The following is a 20,484-nucleotide window of genomic DNA, read 5'->3' as shown; positions in this document are numbered from 1 at the left end:
GCATAAGAAGCGGAAATTCTTGACGCCGGGTCAATCTTTCCCTTCGCGTGAACGTCGTTCAGTGTGCCCCTCGAGACCGGTCGATAGAACCGCGTCCAGGGAGGTTGCAGTGGATTTCGACTATTCCGACGACCAGAAGTTCCTGAAGGACGAGGCGCGCAAGTTCCTCGCCGCCCATTGCGACGTCGGGGTCGTTCGCGGCGTGCTCGACAATCCCGAGCGCTCGTTCGACGAGAAGCTGTGGAAGGGCGTGGCCGAGCAGGGCTGGCTGGGCGCCTGCATCCCTGAGGAGTTCAACGGCCTGGGCCTGGGGCGCGTCGAGCTGTGCGCCATCGCCGAGGAACTGGGCCGCGCCGTCGCGCCGATCCCGTTCGCCTCCACGGTCTACGTCCTGGCCGAGGCGATCCTCGCCCATGGCAGCGAGGCTCAGAAGAGCGCCATCCTGCCGCGCATCGCCGCCGGTGAGCTGATCGGCTGCCTTGCGACCTCCGAAGGTCCCGGCGTCATCGGCCCGGCGACCCTGACCAGCAAGGTCGAGGGCGGCAAGCTCTCTGGGATCAAGATCCCCGTCACCGACGGCGACGTCGCCGACACCGCCCTGGTGCTGGCCAGTGAGGGCGGCCGCCCGGGCCTGTTCCTCGTCGACCTGAAGGGCGCGGGCGTCACCCGTGAGACGCTGAAGAGCCTGGACCCCACGCGCGGCGTGGCCCGGATCGTCTTCGACGGCGCGGCGGCCGAGCGGGTGGGGGAGGCCGGCGCTGGTTTCGACCTCGTCCAGTCCATCCTGGACCGCGCCGCCGTGCTGCTGGCCTTCGAACAGCTGGGCGGCGCCGACCGCTGCCTGGAGATGGCCAAGGAGTATGCGATGGGCCGCTACGCCTTTGGCCGCGTCATCGCCGGCTATCAGGCCATCAAGCACAAGCTGGCCGACATGTACGTCAAGAACGAGGTCGCCCGCTCCAACGCCTATTACGGGGCCTGGGCGCTGAACGACGCCGGCGCCGATCTTCCGATCGCCGCCTCGGCCGCCCGCATCGCCGCCTCGGACGCCTTCTGGTTCGCCAGCAAGGAGAACATCCAGGTGCATGGCGGCATGGGCTTCACCTGGGACGTCGACTGCCACCTCTACTACCGCCGCTCGCGGCAGCTCAGCCTGGTCGCCGGCGCGCCCAAGGTCTGGAAGGAACGGCTGGTCAGCCAGCTCGAACAGAAGAACGCGGCTTAAGGGAGATAGAGGATCATGGATTTCAACGACTCCCCCGAAGAAGCCGCCTATCGCGACAAGGCCCGCGCCTGGCTGGCCGAAAACGCCGCCGCCCACCGCGCCAAGTTCGGCGAACTGAAGCCCAACACGCCCGAGCACATGGCCGCCGCCAAGGACTGGCAGGCGACCAAGGCCGCCGGCGGCTATGCCTGCATCACCTGGCCCGCGGCCATCGGCGGGGGCGGCGGCACGCCGATCCAGTCGGTGATCTTCGGCCAGGAAGAGGGCAAGGCGGGCCTCGGCTACGGCTACTTCACCATCGGGCTTGGCATGTGCGTGCCGACCGTCATGGCCTTCGCCGACAGCGACACCAAGAAGCGCTTCGTCTCGCCCGCCGTGAAGGGCGAGGAGATCTGGTGCCAGCTGTTCTCCGAACCGGCCGGCGGCTCCGACGTCGCGGCCCTGCGCACGCGGGCGGTCAAGGACGGCGATGAATGGGTGATCAACGGCCAGAAGGTCTGGACCACCGGCGCTCACTACTGCGACTACGGCATTCTTCTCACGCGGACCGACCCCGATGTGCCCAAGCACAAGGGCCTGACCATGTTCTGGATCGACATGCGCGACGCCGCCGTCGAGTGCCGGCCGATCCACCAGATGTCGGGCGGGCGCGAGTTCAACGAGGTCTATTTCACCGACCTGCGGGTCAAGGACAGCCAGCGGCTGGGCGAGGTCGGCGACGGCTGGAAGGTGGCCCTGGTCACCCTGATGAACGAGCGCCTGGCCGTCGGCGGCTCCAGCGGTCCGAACTATCGCGAGATCCTGAAACTGGCCCAGGAACTCTCTGGCCCCACAGGGCCGGCGTTGAAGAACGACGCCTTCCGCGAGAAGCTGGCCGACTGGTACGTGCAGTCCGAGGGGCTGAAGTTCACCCGCTTCCGGACCATGACCGCCCTGTCGCGCGGCCAGACGCCGGGGCCGGAAAGCTCGATCGGCAAGATCATCGCCGCCAACCAGATGCAGGAACTGGCCAACACCGCCGTCGAGATGGAGGACCAGTACGGGATCCTGATCGATCCCGACACGGCCCCGGCCGAGGCGGCGTTCCAGCAGAGCCTGATGTGGGCGCCCGGCCTGCGCATCGCCGGCGGCACCGACGAGATCCTCAAGAACATCATCGCCGAACGCGTCCTGGGCCTGCCCGGCGACGTGCGGGTCGACAAGGATGTCGCGTTCAAGGACATGCCGACGGGGCGGTAGGGGACTTAGATCCTCCCCCGCGATGCGGGGGAGGTGGCCCAGAGGGCCGGAGGGGGCGAGCTGGGCATAGGCCGCATTAGCCCCCTCAGTCGCTCCGCGACAGCTCCCCCGCATCGCGGGGGAGCATCTCCTGAACTTCGCCGAATCTTCATCCCCAAAACAGGGGATTGAGCCGACAGCTAACCAGCTTAGCTGTCGGCTTTTCGACTCTAGGCCAAGAGCTTCGCCGTTCTTTTCGTCCCGTCTAAGCGGCGAAAAGTTAGGGAAATTCGCTCCCTGCGCGAACCGTGACAGTCGTGACAAAGACTTCATACCCGGATGGGCTGAGCTGACCTTGACAGTGTCGAAGCGCCGGGCGCATGAGAGATCGTCGGTTTATGGTTAACGGGCAGCGGCTGAAGGGGGAGTCATGCGCGAGGCCGGCGACGCGATTGCGCGCCTTGTAAGTCTTCGCGAAGCGGCGGGCCGCGCGATTGGGGATCGCGCCGCGCTGCTGCGCCGTGCGCCGGTCGGGGCCATCGTGGCGGCCGTGGTGATCCCGCTGGTCGGCTGCGACACGGGCCCCAGCTTCTGGCTGCACAAGCGGGCCAGCGCCTGCCCCCGGCCCCAGGCCGCGCAGGGTGTCTCGGGTCAATTCAATCAGCAGCAGCAAGAGATCCGGGCCCTGCGCCAGGGCGGCTTCCGCGGCGACTTCTTCGCCCAGCTGGAGCTGGCCCGCCGCTACGAGGGCCAGCGCGCGGTCGACAAGAACCTGGAAGATCCGGTCGAGGCCGCCGTCTGGTACGGCATGGCCCTGGCCAATTCCGGCGGCTACGCCCCGATCGCGGCCTATGAGCGTCGCGGCAAGGAGCCTCGCGCCGTCTCGCGCTTCGACGACTGCCGCGCCTTCGAGCGCCGCAGCGCCTATGGGGCGCTGGACCGCCTGCTGTCGCGCATGTCGACCGAGGAGCGCGAGAAGGTCCGCAACCGCGTGATCTACGTGCTGTCGTCGCAAGGCGCGGACGGCTTCCGCACCCTGGCGCGGATCCACGACGGCTATTTCGGCCCCTATGGCGAGCCGTCCGACAACCTCCAGGCCATCGAGGCCTATGGCAAGCCCAGCCGCCCCGGCGCGCCGGCGGCCCTGGACCTGTTCCGCCGCAACGACGTCGACGCCTATCTCTACAATTACCTGGCGGTGCAGACCGGCGACGTCTCGGCCTATGTCATGCTGAAGGACTTCGAGCGGTCCTCGCCGCAGCGGGCCTCGTACGGCTCGTTTGTCGAGACCAAGGCCAAGCGCTGGATCCCGACCTACGAGTTCTATCCGCCGGAATCGCCCGACAGCGGCGTGCCGCACTCCGACGAATCGGACCTCTCGGGCGAGGCCCGCGAGGGGGCGCTGTCGCGGATCCACGAACTGCCCTTCGTCCACATCGGCGAGGCCCTGGCCTATCTGCGCGTCATCCCCAACCCGGTGTTGGACGAGAAGCTGCTGAGCCTGAACGACGCCCAGTCGGTGCAGGCCATGCTGGGCCGCCCGACCACCGGCCGCCTGTCGCCGATCGAGAAGGTGCGGGCCATACAGTACGCGGCGGTCAACGGCTCGTCCAAGGCCCAGCTCGTCCTGGCGGTGATGTACTCCGAAGGCGTGGGCGTGCCGCGCGACTACGCCCGGGCCTATCACTGGTACGAAGAAGCCGAACGTCAGGGCTCGGCCGAGGCCAAGTACGCCATGTCGACCTTCTTCTCCCTGGGCGTCCAGGGCGTGGCCGACCAGGACCGCGCCAAGGCGGTGGTCTACCAGATCGACAGCGCGCTCTCGGGCTTCAAGCCGTCGGCGCACCGCCTGCAGCAGCTGCTGGCCCAGGTCTCGCGTCCGCCCCGGCAGATGGCCGATCGCGGCCGCCCCTATAGCGAAAGGGACTACTGATGCGCCGCCTTGGTCGCCTGATGGCGCTGTGGGCCGTCCTGATCCTGGGCCTGGCGTCGATCGCCGCGCCGGAGGCCGCCTTCGCCTCGCCGGACGCCCGGATCGACCAACAGATTCGCCCGTGCTTTGGCCTGCTGATCCAGCCCAACCTGCGCGACGGCTGCAAGGTCCGCTACGACAAGCCCAAGCCTTGCGCGCGCGGCTACTACCGCTCGCGCGGCAAGTGCGTGCCATATCGCGGCGGCGGCTATGGTCCCGGTTACGGCGGCGGCTACGGCCAGCGCGAGATCAACTGCGACTACGCCTATCCGGGCCAGGTCTCGGACGCCCTGGCGCGGCTCTATGACGGCGACACCCTGACCCTGACCTCGACCAATGGCGGGGCCTGCGTCGAGTCGCTGAACATCACCCAGTCGGTGACCATCGTGGTGCGCAACTACGCCGCCTCGCTGAACCGCCCGATCCTGATCGCCCCGGCCGACCAGCCCTGCATCAAGATCGCGCCGGGCGTGCAGTATGTGGTGCTGGAAGGCCTGGGCATCGAGGCCCGCCGCGCCGGCTCGGCCTCGTGCATCGTCGGCCGCGCCACCGAGATCGCCCTGAAGGACGTTTCGATCCGCTATGACGGCGACGCCTCGGCGTTCGATGTCGGCGACAGCCGCATCGAGCTGGAGAACGCCGTCTTCATCGGCCGCACGCGCTCGGCGGTGGTCAAGGCGACCGGCACGATCATGGCTTCGAACGTCGAGATCGCCGCCACCGCCATCGGCGCCGCCTTCGAGACGGCGGGCGACAGCCGCCTGCGCGACATCCGCATCGTCCGCCTGGGCGACTGGACCGGCTCGTCGCGCACCCGCAACTCGGCCGGCTTCGTGATCAGCGGCATGAACCGCCAGCAGCTGGTGACCATCGACGGCCTGTATGTCGATGGCTTCTCGCGCGGCGTCTATATCGGCGGCGGCGACGAGACGACCCTGCTGCGGCCCGTGGTCCGCGACAGCGACTGGGCCGTGACCGTCGAGGGCGCCAACCTGCGCATGAGCCAGGGCGAACTCGAGGCCGTCGATGTCGGCGTCTATGTCGCCTCGGGCATCGCCTATGCCAGCAACAACAAGATCGTCGGCGTCATGCGCTCGGGCCTCTATGCCGACCGCGGGGCCCAGATCCGCGCTGTCGACAACCGCATCTATGCCCGCCCCGAGGGCTGCAAGGCCCTGGTCAGCGGCTTCTTCGACGGCGAGTTGACCTGCCGTCCGTGGTTCGAGGCGCCGGAGCTGTACCGCACGCCGCGCGATCACGCCCGCCTGAGCTATGACGCCTATTGGCCCGCCGGCAACCTCGGGCCGACCCCGCTGGCCGCCAGTTCGGTCCCGGCCGAGCTGTCTCATGACGCAGCCGCTACCGGCCTGGCCGGTGGTCCGCCCGCACAAGGAGCGCCACGATGAGCAAGTTCCGCGTCGCCGTCCTCGCCGCCGTCTGGACCCTGATGGCGGGCCAGGTTTCGGCTCAGCAGTACGCTCCTGGCTACGGCGCTCAGCCCGCGGCCATTCACCCCGCGCCGGGCTATGCGCCGCCCTCCTATGCCCCGCCGAAGCGCCGGGATGTCTGCGGTTCGCCCCTGACCGGCAAGACGCCGGACGTGATGACCTATGACAGCGCCACCGGCACCCAGGTGTTCGTCGGCGGCGGGCGCGACGGGGGCACCGACGTGGCGGCCTACAACGTCCAGACCGGTTCGGTGGCCGGCCTGTCGGGCGACCTGTCCCGGCCGGGCCTGGTGTCATCCTGCTCGGTCGACGGCCTGACCCGCGAGTCCTACGGCGTCAGCTCCGACCGTCCGGGCCAGATCAGCCTGACGGGCCGCGACGATCGCGGCGAGCGCTACCAATTCACTCGCGCCGACGGCCGGGTCGAGAGCTGGGATCCGCGCTACGACAACCAGTGCTTCCGCTCGGGCAGCGGCCTGTTTGGTCCGCCCGGGTCGGGTGATCGCCGATGCTGAAGATCGCGCTCGTTCTGGGCGTGCTGGCGGTGAGCGCCTGCTCCAAGCCCTATTATCCGCCTTACTATCCGCCGGCCGGCCCGCCGCCGCCGACCGGCCCGCATCCGGCGAACGTGACGCCGCCGCCGCCGCCGATCGATGTGGTTAGGCCGCGGATTCCTTAAGCCGCTAGCGCCCCCTCCGTCACGATGCTGCGCATCGCGCCACCTCCCCCGCTGCGCAGGGGAGGAGAGGGGGTTTCATCCTCCCCCGTGAAACGGGGGAGGTGGATCGACGCGAAGCGGCGAGACGGAGGGGGCGCTCTAAGGCGCCACCGTCTTCAAGAACCCCGGCGCCTTGCGATGCCTCGTCGCCTGCTCGTACGCAAACCCCAGGTTCAACAGCAGCTTCTCGCTCCACGCCGGACCGATGAACGACAGGCCGACCGGCAAGCCCGACACGGCTCCCATCGGCACGGTCAGGTGCGGATAGCCGGCCACGGCGGGCAGGGTGGTTGCGGAGCCGCCGTAGTTGTCGCCGTTCAGCGGATCGATGGTCCAGGCCGGGCCGGTGGTCGGAGCGACGATGGCGATCGCGCCGGCCTCACGCAGGATGCGGTCGATGCCTTCGGGACCGGCCAGCCGTTTCGAGTCCGCCAATGCCTTCAGATACTCGGGATCGGTCAGGCCCTTGGTCGCTTGCGCCTTCTCGAAGGTCTCCTGGCCGAACCACTCCAGCTCCTTCGGCGTCGCCGCGTTGAAGGCGATGACGTCGGCCAGGGTGCGGGTCGGGACCTTTTTCGGATCGGTCGAGGCCAGGTAGGTCGCCAGGTCGGCCTTCAGCTCGGTGTAGAGCACCAGCCCCTCGGCCTTGCCGATCGGGCCCTCGTCGAAGGCCTTGACCTCGACCAGGATCGCGCCCTGGGCCTGCAGATCCTTCAGCGCGGCCTCGAACACCGCGTCGGTCTTGGGCGAATAGCCGGTGTAGAAGCGGGCCACCGCCAGCTTGACGCCCTTCAGCGCATCCTTCGACAGGCCGGCGGCGTAGTCGGTCTTGCGGGCGTCGGCCTCTTTCGTGGCCGGATCGGCGGGGTCGCTGCCGGCGATGATGGTTAGCACCTTGGCGGCGTCGACGACCGTCGCAGTCATCGGGCCGGCGGTGTCCTGGCTGTGGCTGATCGGCACGATGTGGGTGCGCGACACCAGGCCCACCGTGGGCTTGAGGCCGACCAGACCGTTGATCGCCGCCGGGCAGGTGATCGAGCCGTCGGTCTCGGTGCCGATGGCCAGCGGCGCCAGGCCCGCCGCCACCGCAGCCCCCGAGCCGCTGGACGAGCCGCAGGCGCTGCGGTCCAGGACGTAGGGGTTGCGCACTGTGCCGCCCACGGCGCTCCAGCCGCTGATCGACTTGCCCGAGCGGATATTGGCCCATTCCGACAGGTTGGCCTTGCCCAGCATGACCAGTCCCGCGTCGCGCAGACGCTTGGCGATCGGCGCGTCGCGGCCGGTGACGTTGTCCTTCAGCGCCAGGGAGCCGGCGGTGGTGGGCAGCGGATCGGCGCTCTCGATATTGTCCTTCAGCAGGATCGGGACGCCGTGCAGGGCGGAGCGGACCTTGCCGGCCTTGCGCTCGGCGTCGAGGGCGCGGGCGTCGGTCAGGGCGTTGGGGTTGGTGGCGATGACGGCGTGGAGAACGGGGTTCTTGTCCTGGATCGCGGCGAGAGCGGTCTTGGTCGCGTCCTCGGCGGTCTGGGCCTGGGCGCCGCCGGCGATCAGAGCGAGCGCGGCCAGGCAGGCGAACTTGGTCATGTGGTGGTCCCCCGGGGGCGCGAGTCTGGTGCGGCTATGGAGAGGATGGGGCTAAAAGTGGATGGTCGCCAAGCACTGAGGGACCGTCCTTGCCCTTCGACAGGCTCAGGGTGAGGACTACTTTGCACGGCCTATCAGTAGAAACCTCACCCTGAGCTTGTCGAAGGGCGAGGTTGCGGACCCTAGACAAACACCGCCACGTTCTGCCGCGCCAACACCAGCGGTCGCCCGGTCGCGTCCCACAGGTCCATCGCCTGGGTCGAATAGCCGTCGCCGATCGTCTCGGCCCGCGAGCGCAGCAGGCGCCAGCCGTCATCGTCATCACCCGGCAGGCCCACCACATCCAGCGCCCAGGTCATGGTCGAGATCGGTCCAAAGCGCGGGAACAAAGCCATGGCCGGCGGGGGCGGGGTGTCGGCCAGGGCGATCAGCGCCGACAGGCTGGTCGCGGCGGCGTCACGGTGACGGATCCATAGCAAGTATTCCGGCGCCTCGCCGGTCAGCGGCCGCGTGCCGCCGGCCAGCTTGACCTCGAACTGCTGGGAGAAGTGCGGCGCGCGGTTCGGGTCCGAGGGGAAGAACGGCTCGCAGTCCTCGGGCCGGGCGACGACGGGGCAGGGGGCGTCCAGGTACGAGACCTCAGAGGCCCGCGCCGCGCCGAAGGTCAGCACGCCGTGCGTCGCCACGCCCTGCTCGCCCAGCAGGTCCACCGCCACGAACAGGGTCGACTTGCCCTGGCGCAGCGCCTTGACCTGGATCGACAGCTCGCCCGCCGCTGGCCCGACGAAGGCGAACTGGGCCGAGCGCAGGGGCGGGGCTTCTGGAAAGGCCCGCTGGGCGGCCTCGACGCACAGCGCGGCGGACAGGCCGCCATAGGTGGTCCGGCCCTGTTTCCAGTCGTCGGTGACGATGGCGGAGAAGCCGTCGTCGCGGGGCGTGATTTGAGCGATGAGATCGGTATAGGCGGTCATGCCGCCTAGTTCGTTTTCTTTCGCTACGGAAGTCAACGCCCCGCGATCGGGTTATTTCGCCGCCAGAGCCTCCGCCAGCCCCGGCGTGAACGCCGCCCCAGCCTTCACCTGGGCGGTCGAGGGCTTCAGCGCGCCGCCGATCGGCTCCGAGCGCCCGCCCAGGCAGCCCTTGAGGAACTGTTCGGCCACCGCGTTGAAGGCGATGTTGTTGACCGGGCGGGCGAAGCCGTGGCCCTCGTCGGGGAACAGGACGTAGGTCACCGGGATCTTCTTGGCCTCCATGGCCGCCACGATCTGGTCCGACTCGGCCTGGTTGACGCGCGGGTCGTTGGCGCCCTGGCCGATCAGCAGCGGCTTGGTGATGGCGCTGGCGCGATAGACCGGCGAGCGGTCCTTGAGCAGGGCCACGCCGGCCGGCGTCGTGGGGTCGCCCATGCGCTTGTAGAACTGCTGCTTGCCGGCCTCCCAGTAGGGCGGGATGGTCTTGAGCAGAGTCTCCAGGTTCGACGGGCCGACGATGTCGACCCCGCAGGCGAAGGCGTCCGGCGTATAGGTCAGGCCGACCAGGGTGGCGTAGCCGCCGTACGAGCCGCCCATGATCGCCGTCTGCTTCTGGGTGGTGACGCCGGCTTTCACGGCCCAGCCGACCGCATCGATCAGGTCGTCGTGCATCTTGCCGGCCCATTCCAGATTGCCGGCGTTGGTGAAGTTCTTCCCGAAGCCCGTCGAGGCCCGATAGTTGACCGACAGCACCGCATAGCCGCGGTTGGCCAGCCACTGGTGGTATCCGTTGTAGCCATAGGCGTCGCGCGCCCACGGGCCGCCGTGCACCAGCAGCACCATCGGCACGGGCTTGTCCGCCTTGCCATCCTTGTTGGCGTCCGCGTCCGGCGGCAGGGTCAGGTACGAAACGAGGGTCAGGCCGTCGCGGGCCTTGATCTCGACCGGCGTCATCGGCTGCAGCGGCGCGCCTTCCAACTCGGGCCGGGCGACGAACAGCTTCTCCACCGTCTTGGCCTTGCGGTCGTAGAGATAGGTGGCGGCCGAGGCGGTCACGGGGTCGACGGCGACGGTCCACAGGTCGTCGGCGTCGGTGCGCCCGGTGACGTAGATGTCGCCCTTCAGTTGCTGGCTCAGGAAATCGAGATCGCCCTTCACGGCCGGGTCAACGACGGTCCAGGTGTTGCGCAGGTAATTGACGCCATAGGCCTGGACTAGGCCGGTCTTCGGGTCAGCCAGGACCTGGCCGATGTCGGCTTTGGCGTCTTGGGCGATGATCTTGGTCTGGCCCGAGGCGACGTCCTGGGCGACCAGGGCGGCGGTGTCGCGGCCGCGCGAGTCGAGCCAGTACAGCGTCTTGCCGTCGGTGGTGAAGCCCAGCGCGCTGGTCGTCAGGGAGTCGTCGAGGCCATAGCTGACCACCGGCTTGTCCTCGATCTTGCCATCGACGATGCGGAAATAGTCGGAGCCGCCGTCGGGACGCTCGATGGTGGCCAGGCGCGGCACGAGGTCCTCATCGGCGACGAAGCCGCCGTACTTCTCGTTCTTGATCAGAAGCTTCAGCGCGCCGGACTTGAGGTCCAGGCTGTAGACGTCGTGCCAGCGGGGGTCGCGGTTGTTGACGCCGACCAGGATGCGGTCGGGGACCTTGCGGCTGACGCCCAGGATCTCGGCGCGGGTCTTTTCGAACGGCGTCAGGGTGCGCTGGGTCCCGGTGGCGATGTCGACGCCGTACAGCAGGAAGTTCTCGTCGCCGCCCTTGTCGTTGACGAACAGCAGCGAGCCGGAGTCCGGTGACCAGAAGTAGCTGCGGATTGGCCGGGTCTTCTCGTCGGTGAGGGGCTTGGCCTTGGCGAGGTCGCCGCGCGGGGCGACCCACAGGTTCATGACCCCGTCGCGCGGGGCGATCCAGGCCAGGTGCTTGCCGTCGGGGCTGACCAGGCCGCGGGCGCGGCTGGGATTGCCGAACAGCTTGGCGCGCTCGATCAGCGGCGCGGTGGTGGCGGTCTGGGCCTGGGTGGCGGCGGCAGGCAGGATCGCGAGCGCCGCGACGGCGGCGAGCAGAAGAGTGCGCATCGAGGGTTCCCCTGTGGAGATTCAACCTTCGGTGAGCGAACGGCGATACGCAAGGTGGCTTTTTCGTTCGCTCATCTCCGCGAACCTGGCCAACGCAGCAGGCCCCCACCTGACCGCTACGCGGTCGCCCGCCCCCGAAGGGGGCGGAAGGTTGCGCGCGACCTTTTTCCCCCTCCGGGGGAGGAGCGCCGTAGGCGCGGAGGGGGCAAGTCTTGGCCCCTGAGCCTTACTCCCCCTTCAGCTTGCGGTCGAAGAAGTCCAGGTGGGTCTTCATCACGCTGAGGCCCTTGGACTTGCTGCGGGGCGCGCTGTGGCGCTCGCCGGGATAGAGGGCCGTCTCGAACGGGATCGCCCGCTTCTGCAGTTCGGCCATGACCCGGGTACTGTTCTCCAGGATGACGTTGTCGTCGGCCATGCCATGCAGCAGCAGCAGGGCGCCGGGCTTGAGATGGTTCAGGCGGGTATTGATGTCGGAGAAGGCATAGCCGGCCTTGTTCTCGTCCGGCTTGCCCATGTAGCGCTCGGTATAGGCGGTGTCGTAGAGGCTCCACTCGGTCGGCGGCGCGCCGGCGGCGGCGGCCTTGAACGGGGTGTTCTCGGCCGTGATCAGCATCAGGGCCATGAAGCCGCCGTAGGACCAGCCCATCACGCCCAGCTTGTCGGGATCGACGTAAGGCAGGCCCTGCACGAACTTGGCGCCCTGCAGCTGGTCGTCGACCTCCACCGTACCCAGCTTGCGGTCCAGGCTGCGCTGGAACTTGGCCGAGCGGGCGCCGCTGCCGCGGTTGTCCAGCTTGAAGATCACGTAGCCGGCCTCGAGATAGGCGCGCTCGTCGGGGCTATGCCAGTTGCGGGCGACGCGCTGGGCGTGCGGACCCCCATAGACCGAGACGATGGCCGGATACTTCTTCGAGGCGTCGAAGCCGGGGGGCTTGAGGATTTCGTAGTGCAGGGTCTCGCCGTCGACGGCCTTCAGCGTCCCGAATTCCGGCGTCGGCAGGGTCGAGGCGTAAGGCGAGTAGGGGTGACCCTCGGCCAGCTTGTTCTCCTCGATCCAGCGTACGCGCTTGCCCTCGGGCGTATAGAGCGCAGTCTGGGGCGGGGTCTTGGGATCGCTGTAGGTGCCGGCGAAGGCGCCGTTGCTGGCGACCTTGGCCATCCACCAGCCGCCGGCCGGGGTCAGGGCCTTCAGCTTGCCGGGCTTGGCATAGCTGACCTCGTAGAGGCGGCGTTCGATCGGCGTGTCGACCGAGGCGGCGAAGATCGCCACCTTGCGGTCCTGGTCGACGCCTTCCAGATCGGCCACCCGCCAGTCGCCCTTGGTCAGCTGGGCGATCAGCTTGCCGTCGGCGGCGTGGCGGTAGAGGTGCTTGTTGCCGTCCTTCTCAGAGCTCCACAGGAAGGTGCCGTCAGCCAGGGGCGTGAAGTCATCCCAGGCCTCGACCCAGTGGGCGTCGGTCTCGGTCAGGATGGTCTTGCCCTTGCCCGTGGCGGCGTCGAAGGCGATCAGGTCCAGGGTCTTCTGGTCGCGCGACAGGCGCTGGACGTAGACGGTCTTGCCGTCGGCCGACCAGTCGACGCGGGCGACATAGATGTCCTTGTTCGACCCCAGGTCCAGCTGCACGACCTTGCCCGAGGCCAGGTCGCGCACCAGCACGTCGACCACGGCGTTGGGGCGACCAGCGCGGGGATAGCGCTGCTCGACGATGGTCGCGCCCGAGGGGCCGATATCGGCGCGCGGCACGATGTCGACGCCGCTTTCATCGACGCGGGTATAGGCGATGGCCTTCTCGGTCGGGCTCCACCAATAGCCGGTGAAGCGGTCCAGCTCTTCCTGGGCGATGAACTCGGACGTACCGAACGACAGGGCGTCCTTGCCCTCGGTGGTCAGGGCCGTCTCGGTCCCGCCGTTCACAGCCTTGATGTAGAGGTTCTGGTCGCGGACGTAGCTGACGTACTGGCCCTTGGGCGAGACCTTGGCGTCGACCTCGTCGCCGGGGGTTTCGGTCAGGCGGGTGACCTTGCCGTCGGCGACATTGTCCAGATAGAGGTCGCCGTCCAGCGGGACCAGGATGAAGCGGCCCTGCTTGTCCCAGCTGTATTCGACGATGCCGCGGGCCTGGACGCGCGCTCGCTCGCGGCGGGCCTTCTCAGCCTCCGACAGTTCCTTGGCGCCCGAAGACAGCGCCGCCGAGTCGATCAGGCGATAAGGCTCGCCGCCGGCGACGTCTGCCGCCCACAGATCCTGGACGTTGGCGGCTTCGGGCTTGGCCTTCAGATAGGTGACCCGCTTGCCGTCGGGCGAAAGCGCCACGCCCTTGGCCGTGGGGCCTGACAGGCCCGGATCGGCGAAAACCCGCTCCGGGGTCAGTTTTTCCGCAAGAGCCGGGGTGGTGAGGGCGAGGACAGCCGCGAGGGCGGTAAGCGAAGGCTTGATCATGGCGCGGGACGCTATTCTCGAGCGTCGCCGTTGTCAGCAGCGAAGTTGCGGCGCCCTTAAGGTGCGGCAGGGCGCCGCGCCCGTAACAAATGTCTTGCCACCGGTTACCTGATAGCGCTAACAGCAACCTGTGAAGCGCGACGCGCTTCTGCCCTTCCTGGGCGTTTCCTCCCTAAAAACTTTCAGCCCGGTCACTTGGCCGGGCTTTTCTTTTGCCTGTTGGGCGGCGGCGACAGGGGTCTGTCCACGCTCGGCCCGTTCGGCCAAGCGTGGAATGCGGTTCTGCAATCAGACTGTCGGCACCGTGCCGCCGTCGATGACAAACTCGGCGCCGTGGATCGCGGCGGCGCGATCCGAGGCCAGGTAGGCGATGATGTCGGCGACCTCATGGGGATCGGCCGGACGCCCGATCGGGATTCCGCCCAAGCTGTCGAGGACCACCTGCCGCGCCTCTTCGATCGTGCCGCCATTGGCGGCCTGCAGACGCTTCAGGAGGTCCTCGGACGCCTCGGTCATGATCCAGCCGGGGGAGACGGCGTTGACCCGCACGCCCTTGGGTCCCAGTTCCTTGGAGATGGACTTGCTGTAGGTCCTCAGCGCGGCCTTGGCGGCGGCGTAGGCCGTGGTCGCCTCGGGGAGCGGCAGGACCGACTGGATGGAGGTGACGTGCACCACCGCGCCGGCGCCGCGCTCGATCATCTGCGGAACCAGCAGGCGATCCAAGCGCACCGTCGCCAGAAGGTTCAGATTGAGCTCGGAGAGCCAGTGATCGTCGGTCAGGGCGACAAAGCCGCCGCCCGGCGCAGACGAGCCGCCGATCACATGCGCCAGGATGTCGATACCGCCCAGGCGCTCGAGCGCGGCCTTGGCGACGCTTTCGCCGCCCTCGGCCGTCGTCAGGTCCGCCTGGACGAACTCGACGCCGTCGATCGGCTCCAGGCTTCCGCGCGCGGCGGTGATCACCTTGGCGCCGCCGGCCAGGAAGCGATCGACGGCAGCCCGGCCCAAGCCCTTGGAGCCGCCGCTGATGAGCACGCGCTTGCCGGCGAACTCGGTCGGATCAGCCTTGAAGGTCATGCCGTGATCTCCAGGGCCTTGATGGCGTCGTCTTCGAGCGTGAAGCGGTAGGTGAAGCGGATGGGGCTGCCCTTGAAGTCGCCATGGGCGGGGCCTTCGACGACGACCTGACCGGCCTCGTGGCGGGCGGCGTCCGGCGTGAAGATCGCCTTCACGGGGATCACGGCCTCTTCAAACAGGGACATGATTTCAGCGTGTCCCCGTAGAACGGCGCCGTTATCGCGAACGACGGCGTCGGCCGCGAAGGGTTCGAGCATGCCGTCGGCGTCCAGGCGGGCGTTTGCGGCCACGTAGGCGGCGATCGGGGATGGAAGTTCGAGTGACATGGGCTTGTCCTGCCGGTGGCGGTCGCAGCCGGGGCGGCTGGACGTGCGCTTGCCAATCAAGTTAGCGATGTCCCGGTTGCGTGATAATCAGGGCTGATCGGAACGCTTCATCGCGAAAATCAGGACAATGGTGCAAGGCAGCCTGACGGAATTGGACGCCGTTCTCATGGTCGCCCGGCGGGGCAAGTTCCGCACGGCTGCGCTGGAGCTTGGCGTCTCGACGACGGCGCTCAGTAATGCCGTCGGAAAGCTGGAGCGCACGCTCGGCGTACGGCTCTTCAACCGGACGACGCGAAGCGTCTCCTTGACCGAGGCTGGCCAGCAGTTTGTCGCGCAGGTCGCGCCTGCCGTGCGGGACATTCATGAAGCGATGGAGATTGCGCGCTCCCAAAGGGTCGCTCCTTCGGGCACGCTGCGCATCAACGCCTTTCCGACAGCGGCGCGGGAGATCTTCTCCTGGCTCGTTCTGCCGTTCCTGCGCGTACACCCTCAGGTCCACATCGATATCGTCACGGAGGGTCGCCTCGTGGACATCGTCGAGGGCGGCTTCGACTTCGGCGTCCGCAGCATGGACTTCGTGCCCGTCGACATGATCGCCGTCCCATTGGGCGGTGCGCGACGCAATGTGGTGGTGGGCGCGCCGAGCTATTTGAAAGCGCACGGGACGCCCGTGATCCCTCAGGACCTCGCCCAGCATTCCTGTCTTCGCGTTCGGCTTCCCAACGGCGCGATCTACCGCTGGCCGTTCGAGAAGGACGGACAATCGCTGCATATCGACGTTGAGGGCGCCGTCACCCTCGACGAAGCGAGCCTCGCACGCACGGCAGCTCTCGCTTCGGTGGGTTTAACCCTGGCGATGGAGTCCGACGTGCGGGACGACATCGAGGCGGGCCGCCTTGTACGCGTGCTTGAAGATTGGACGCCCACTCTGGCGCCCTTGAGCCTTTACTATCCGAACCGGCGCAACCCGACCGCCGCGTTCAAGGCGTTCATCGATTTTGCGCGGCGGCATAGCGGGACCGGAGACGCCCTGAGGCCGTCGCATAGGCCGTCTGAAAAGTAAGGGCGCCCGCCGAAGCGAGCGCCCTTCTTCGCAAACTCTAGAAACGCTTCTTGATGGACACGTAGTACTGCCGCGGCGGGGCCGTCAGCACGGTCATGGCCTCGCCGTTCGGGTCGCTGTTGACGAAGCCGCCCGAGCCGATGGTCGAGATGTAGTCCTTGTTGGTCAGGTTGGTGATGTTGGCCTGGATCTCCAGGCCCTTGCCCCAGGTCGTCTCGTCAAAGCGATAGCCCAGGGTCAGGTCGGCGATCGTGGTCGAGGGAGCCTGGCCGCCGATGTTCTCGTAGGTGTAGTAGCGCTTGTCGGTATAGGCCACGCCCAGCTTGGCGAAGAGCCCGCCCTGGTCGAACGCGATCTCGCCCTTGAAGATGTTCTTGGGCGTGTTGACCACGGTCTTGCCCTTGGTGCGGGCCTGGATCGTGCCGTTCAGGGCGACGACGTCGCTCTCGTACTTGGAGTCGTTGTAGGTGTAGGCGCCGTACAGGCTCCAGGCGTCCGTCATGCGGAAGGTGCCGGCCAGCTCGACGCCCTTGGTTTCCACCGAGCCGACGTTCGAGAGCACCGGGGCGTTGCCCTCGATCGAGGCGCCTTGCTGCACGGCCAGGATGCGGTTGTCGAAGGTTACGTGATAGACCGCGGCAACGCCCTGGAAGCGCTCGGTGCGATAGCGACCGCCCAGTTCGAAGGTCTTGGAGCTTTCCGGCTCCAGGCTGCTGGCGACGCGGTTGACGTTGTCCTGGTTCAGCGAGCTGAACGGACCCGAGGTGGCGGCGGAGACGTAGGCGGCCATGTTCTCGGTATAGCCGCCGAACACTTCGAAATCGGGCGTCAGCTTATAGACTGCGCCGACCTGGGGCAGGAACGTGTCCTTGCTCTTGATCTCGCCCGACAGCGGGTTGCCGACCACGGTCTTGACCTTGTTGGTCACCTTGATCGCCTTGAAGCCGAAATTGACCTTGAAGGCCTCGGTGATCGTCCACTCGTCCTCGATGTGGCCGGTCAGGGTCTTGGTGTCGAAGGCGTACTGCCACTGGGTGAAGAACGGGCTGTCCTGGAAGTCCAGCGGGTTGCGCGACGGCGCGGCGGCCGTTTCGGCGTAGAACCGGCGCGCCTGGTTGAAGTAGTTGCGCTCGTGCCAGAAGCCGCCGCTGACCTTGTGCGCGCCCAGGTCGATCGTCAGGCCGGCGGTCAGGCCGCCGCGGTCGATGTCGTACTCGGTGGTGCGGATCGACAGCGGGGCGGCGGTCGAGCCGGCCGTGCCGAAGCCCGGGCTGGCCAGGTAGGGCGTGTACCACAGGCCTTGGCCGCGGTTCTTGTGCTGGTAGGCGGTGGCGTTCAGCGTCACACGATCGGTGACGTCCAGATCCAGCTTGGCGCCGTACAGGTCGTCGTCGCGCACGCCGGCGCCGGCATAGTAGGCGTCGTCCACCGTCGCGAACGGGGCGGGCAGGGCGGTGCTCGTCTGGTAGGCGCGGGCGGCGGCCACGGCCAGGCCCCAGTTGGGCAGGGTGTTGTCCCAGTTGCGGCCCAGGCGCTTGATCATCGCGAACGACAGGTCCTGGTAGTCCTGCTCGCGGCGTTCGGAGTGGTGGTAGAAGCCGGCCAGCTCACCGCGGTCGCCCAGCGGCATGACCAGCTTGGCGTCGTACTGGCGCTGCTTATGCTCGCCGCCGCCCTTCCACTTGTCGGACTTCTGGTCGGCGAACGAGATGTAGCCGCGCAGGCCGCCGATCTGTTCGATCGCGCCGGTGTCGAAGCGGCCGAACACCCGGTGCATGGCCTTGGAGCCGGCCGTGGCGTCCAGCTGGCCGCCCATCTCCTGCGACGGGTCGCGCGAGAAGAACTGCAGCGTGCCGCCCAGGTTCGAGGTCGAGGCGACGCCCAGCGCGCCGGCGCCTTGGGCCAGCTCGACGCGGCCGATGTTTTCCGAAGCGATGGCGCGGCTGATGTGCAGGCCGTTGTGGTTGCCATAGGTCATGTCGCCCAGCGGCACGCCGTCCAGGGTGAAGCCCAGCTGGTTCTGGTTGAAGCCGCGGATCGAGATCCGGGCCGACCACTCGTAAGCCCCGAACGCATCAGCCGACTGGAAGGTGACGCCCGGCAGCTTGTCGATGGCCTTCAGCGGGCTGGTGCCGGCGGCTTCCAGGCCGATGGCGTCGTTCTTCAGCGTCTGGACCTGGCGGCTCTGGCCCTGGCCTATGACGATGACGGCGTCGATTTCCGAGACCTCGGCGGGCGCGGTTGCGACCGGCGCGGCCGCATCGGCGGCCAGGGCGTGACCGCCGGTGACCAGCAGGATGGCGCCGACCGCCGCGCCGAGCATGAGATGGCTTTTCATCGTGTTCTTGTTCCCCTCGCCGACGCGGGGAGGCGCCGGGACGCCGTTCGGCTAACAGTGCTCGGCGACGGTGCGACGAAGGTTTGATGTCGGCTGTCCGACGCTGTCGCGACTAAACAATGACGCGAACGATTGCGCGCCGTGGCGGGCGAGAAGGCCGCCGCGATTGCGCGAAGCCGCCCGGACCGCTATTTCAGCGGCCAATCCCCGAAACTCCGTCCCAGCGAGCACGCGAGCCTCATGGCGCAGCAATATATTTTCCAGATGCAGGGCCTGACCAAGGCCTATCCCGGCGGCAAGAAGGTCTTCGAGAACATCTGGCTGTCGTTCTATTCCGACGCCAAGATCGGCGTGGTGGGCGTCAACGGCTCGGGTAAGTCGACCCTGCTGAAGGTGATGGCCGGCCTCGACAAGGAATTCTCCGGCGAGGCCAAGGCCGCCGACGGCATCAAGCGCGGCTACCTCCCGCAGGAGCCGGTGCTGGACCCGACGCTGGACGTCTGGGGCAATGTCATCGCCGACTGCGAGGACAAGCTGATCTTCGACCGCTACAACGCGCTCGCGGCTCAGCTGGGCGAAGAATACACCGACGAACTCATGGAGGAGATGACCAAGCTCCAGGAGATCATCGACGCCAAGGACCTGTGGGACATCGATTCCAAGGTCGAGATGGCCATCAACGCCCTGCGCTGCCCGCCCAACGACGCCAGCATCGCCGACCTGTCGGGCGGTGAGAAGCGCCGCATCGCCCTGGCTCGCCTGCTGCTCAGCAAGCCCGACATGCTGCTGCTCGACGAACCGACCAACCACCTGGACGCCGAGTCGGTGGCCTGGCTGCAGCATCACCTGGAAGAGTTCCCCGGCTGCGTCATCCTGGTGACCCACGACCGCTACTTCCTGGATCAGGTCACCAAGTGGACCCTGGAGCTCGATCGCGGCAAGGGCGTGCCCTACGAGGGCAACTACTCCGGCTGGCTGGAGCAGAAGCAGAAGCGCGTCGTCCAGGAGCAGTCGGAATCAGAAGCTCGCCAGCGCGCGCTCACCCGCGAACTGGAATGGGTCCGCAGCTCGCCCAAGGCCCGTCAGTCCAAGTCGAAGGCCCGTCTGGCCAGCTACGACGAGATGGTCGCCGCGCAGGAAAACGCCCGCGCCGCCCAGACCCAGGCCCACATCCAGATCCCGCCCGGCCCGCGCCTGGGCAATCTGGTGCTGGAAGTCTCGGGCCTGGAAAAGGAATACGGCGACAAGGTGCTGTTCAAGGACCTGTCGTTCCGCCTGCCGCCGAACGGCATCGTCGGCGTCATCGGCCCCAACGGCGCCGGCAAGTCGACCCTGTTCAAGCTGATCACCGGCCGCGAACAGCCCGACGCCGGCACGGTCAAGGTCGGCGAGACGGTCAAGCTCTCGTATGTCGACCAGTCGCGCGATGCGCTCGACCCGGAAAAGACCATCTGGCAGGAGATCAGCGGCGGCACCGACGTGATGATCGTCGGCAAGCGCGAGATCAACAGCCGCGCCTACGTGGGCTCGTTCAACTTCAAGGGCGGCGACCAGCAGAAGAAGGTCGGGCTGCTCTCGGGCGGTGAGCGCAACCGTGTCCACCTGGCCAAGACCCTGGCTACTGGCGGCAACCTGCTGCTGCTCGATGAACCGACCAACGACCTGGACATCGAGACCTTGCAGGCCCTGGAAGAGGCGCTGGAAGAGTTCGCCGGCTGCGCCGTGGTCATCAGCCACGATCGCTGGTTCCTGGACCGCCTGGCCACCCACATCCTGGCCTTCGAAGGCGACAGCCACGTCGAATGGTTCGAAGGCAACTTCGAGATGTACGAGGAAGACAAGAAGCGCCGCCTGGGCGCCGACAGCCTGATCCCCAAGCGGATCAAGTTCCAGAAGTTCGCGCGCTAAGGCCGGGCTTCTTCCGAAACTGAGAGAAGGCGACGGCGCAGGCCGTCGCCTTTTTTTGTTTTTGGCTGGGCCATGATTGACGAGGGGCGCAGGACTGAGGCACAGACCTTAATCAATTTA

General features: G+C 67.6%; 14 protein-coding genes and 1 pseudogene. 8 read left to right on the top strand and 7 right to left on the bottom strand.

All coding sequences use genetic code 11. The annotated features are described in order from the left end of the window. Positions 1-109: 109 nt before the first annotated feature. The 6 genes from E1H18_RS01280 to E1H18_RS01255 all read left to right on the top strand — a co-directional run bounded on the left by E1H18_RS01280 (position 110) and on the right by E1H18_RS01255 (position 6,542). The gene (locus tag E1H18_RS01280) at positions 110-1,225 is read left to right on the top strand and encodes an acyl-CoA dehydrogenase family protein (RefSeq protein ID WP_172262926.1); all 1,116 of its coding nucleotides are present in this window, start codon (positions 110-112) and stop codon (positions 1,223-1,225) included. 15 nt (positions 1,226-1,240) lie between these two features. Next, positions 1,241-2,464: an acyl-CoA dehydrogenase family protein gene (locus E1H18_RS01275; RefSeq protein WP_172262925.1), complete on the top strand. Its 1,224-nt coding sequence runs from the start codon at positions 1,241-1,243 to the stop codon at positions 2,462-2,464. Positions 2,465-2,873: 409 nt separating this feature from the next. Beyond that, positions 2,874-4,376 carry a tetratricopeptide repeat protein gene (locus E1H18_RS01270; RefSeq protein ID WP_241735851.1) on the top strand — a complete coding sequence of 501 codons (1,503 nt, stop codon included), beginning with the start codon at positions 2,874-2,876 and terminating at the stop codon, positions 4,374-4,376. Beyond that, on the top strand, positions 4,376-5,821 hold the full coding sequence (locus E1H18_RS01265) for a hypothetical protein (protein WP_370526386.1): 1,446 nt from the start codon (positions 4,376-4,378) through the stop codon (positions 5,819-5,821). Before E1H18_RS01270 ends, E1H18_RS01265 begins: the two co-directional genes overlap by 1 nt. After that, the gene (locus E1H18_RS01260) at positions 5,818-6,378 is read left to right on the top strand and encodes a hypothetical protein (protein ID WP_172262924.1); all 561 of its coding nucleotides are present in this window, start codon (positions 5,818-5,820) and stop codon (positions 6,376-6,378) included. Before E1H18_RS01265 ends, E1H18_RS01260 begins: the two co-directional genes overlap by 4 nt. Beyond that, on the top strand, positions 6,372-6,542 hold the full coding sequence (locus E1H18_RS01255) for a hypothetical protein (RefSeq protein WP_172262922.1): 171 nt from the start codon (positions 6,372-6,374) through the stop codon (positions 6,540-6,542). The genes E1H18_RS01260 and E1H18_RS01255 overlap by 7 nt, the downstream gene beginning before the upstream one ends. A gap of 138 nt (positions 6,543-6,680) precedes the next feature. Here E1H18_RS01255 and E1H18_RS01250 read toward each other — a convergent pair. The 6 genes and pseudogenes from E1H18_RS01250 to E1H18_RS01225 all read right to left on the bottom strand — a co-directional run bounded on the left by E1H18_RS01250 (position 6,681) and on the right by E1H18_RS01225 (position 15,055). After that, positions 6,681-8,293 (bottom strand): annotated as a pseudogene (locus tag E1H18_RS01250) (amidase). 54 nt (positions 8,294-8,347) lie between these two features. Next, the gene (locus E1H18_RS01245; RefSeq protein WP_172262919.1) at positions 8,348-9,136 is read right to left on the bottom strand and encodes a thioesterase family protein; all 789 of its coding nucleotides are present in this window, start codon (positions 9,134-9,136) and stop codon (positions 8,348-8,350) included. Positions 9,137-9,187: 51 nt separating this feature from the next. Further along, a complete protein-coding gene (locus E1H18_RS01240) occupies positions 9,188-11,212 on the bottom strand; it encodes a S9 family peptidase (protein ID WP_172262918.1) in 2,025 nt (674 codons plus the stop codon). Positions 11,213-11,438: 226 nt separating this feature from the next. After that, entirely contained in the window at positions 11,439-13,652 is a 2,214-nt protein-coding gene (locus tag E1H18_RS01235) for a S9 family peptidase (RefSeq protein ID WP_172262917.1), read from the bottom strand. A 288-nt stretch (positions 13,653-13,940) separates the two neighbouring features. Further along, positions 13,941-14,729, bottom strand: coding sequence for an SDR family oxidoreductase (locus E1H18_RS01230; protein ID WP_172262916.1), 789 nt, complete (start codon positions 14,727-14,729; stop codon positions 13,941-13,943). Next, positions 14,726-15,055 carry a nuclear transport factor 2 family protein gene (locus E1H18_RS01225; RefSeq protein WP_172262915.1) on the bottom strand — a complete coding sequence of 110 codons (330 nt, stop codon included), beginning with the start codon at positions 15,053-15,055 and terminating at the stop codon, positions 14,726-14,728. Before E1H18_RS01225 ends, E1H18_RS01230 begins: the two co-directional genes overlap by 4 nt. Positions 15,056-15,182: 127 nt before the next feature. Here E1H18_RS01225 and E1H18_RS01220 point away from each other — a divergent pair, with 127 nt between their 5' ends. Continuing rightward, the gene (locus tag E1H18_RS01220; protein WP_172262914.1) at positions 15,183-16,118 is read left to right on the top strand and encodes a LysR family transcriptional regulator; all 936 of its coding nucleotides are present in this window, start codon (positions 15,183-15,185) and stop codon (positions 16,116-16,118) included. A 37-nt stretch (positions 16,119-16,155) separates the two neighbouring features. Here E1H18_RS01220 and E1H18_RS01215 read toward each other — a convergent pair whose 3' ends face one another. Next, entirely contained in the window at positions 16,156-18,456 is a 2,301-nt protein-coding gene (locus E1H18_RS01215; RefSeq protein WP_172262913.1) for a TonB-dependent receptor, read from the bottom strand. A 240-nt stretch (positions 18,457-18,696) separates the two neighbouring features. Between E1H18_RS01215 and ettA the strand changes: the two genes are divergently transcribed. Then, a complete protein-coding gene (ettA, locus tag E1H18_RS01210) occupies positions 18,697-20,364 on the top strand; it encodes an energy-dependent translational throttle protein EttA (protein ID WP_172262911.1) in 1,668 nt (555 codons plus the stop codon). Positions 20,365-20,484 lie beyond the last annotated feature (120 nt).

It is taken from the genome of Caulobacter sp. RHG1, from assembly GCF_013181195.1.
Classification (GTDB): domain Bacteria; phylum Pseudomonadota; class Alphaproteobacteria; order Caulobacterales; family Caulobacteraceae; genus Caulobacter.
This window is presented reverse-complemented; position numbering and strand designations above follow the sequence as displayed.

Bases quoted from the DNA above. Each gene is read 5' to 3' on its own strand.
- E1H18_RS01275 (WP_172262925.1), top strand. From the start codon at position 1,241: ATGGATTTCAACGACTCCCCCGAAGAAGCCGCCTATCGCGACAAGGCC.
- E1H18_RS01215 (WP_172262913.1), bottom strand. From the start codon at position 18,456: ATGAAAAGCCATCTCATGCTCGGCGCGGCGGTCGGCGCCATCCTGCTG.
- E1H18_RS01220 (WP_172262914.1), top strand. From the start codon at position 15,183: ATGGTGCAAGGCAGCCTGACGGAATTGGACGCCGTTCTCATGGTCGCC.
- E1H18_RS01260 (WP_172262924.1), top strand. From the start codon at position 5,818: ATGAGCAAGTTCCGCGTCGCCGTCCTCGCCGCCGTCTGGACCCTGATG.
- E1H18_RS01270 (WP_241735851.1), top strand. From the start codon at position 2,874: ATGCGCGAGGCCGGCGACGCGATTGCGCGCCTTGTAAGTCTTCGCGAA.
- E1H18_RS01240 (WP_172262918.1), bottom strand. From the start codon at position 11,212: ATGCGCACTCTTCTGCTCGCCGCCGTCGCGGCGCTCGCGATCCTGCCT.
- E1H18_RS01265 (WP_370526386.1), top strand. From the start codon at position 4,376: ATGCGCCGCCTTGGTCGCCTGATGGCGCTGTGGGCCGTCCTGATCCTG.
- E1H18_RS01255 (WP_172262922.1), top strand. From the start codon at position 6,372: ATGCTGAAGATCGCGCTCGTTCTGGGCGTGCTGGCGGTGAGCGCCTGC.
- E1H18_RS01230 (WP_172262916.1), bottom strand. From the start codon at position 14,729: ATGACCTTCAAGGCTGATCCGACCGAGTTCGCCGGCAAGCGCGTGCTC.
- E1H18_RS01225 (WP_172262915.1), bottom strand. From the start codon at position 15,055: ATGTCACTCGAACTTCCATCCCCGATCGCCGCCTACGTGGCCGCAAAC.
- E1H18_RS01235 (WP_172262917.1), bottom strand. From the start codon at position 13,652: ATGATCAAGCCTTCGCTTACCGCCCTCGCGGCTGTCCTCGCCCTCACC.
- ettA (WP_172262911.1), top strand. From the start codon at position 18,697: ATGGCGCAGCAATATATTTTCCAGATGCAGGGCCTGACCAAGGCCTAT.
- E1H18_RS01245 (WP_172262919.1), bottom strand. From the start codon at position 9,136: ATGACCGCCTATACCGATCTCATCGCTCAAATCACGCCCCGCGACGAC.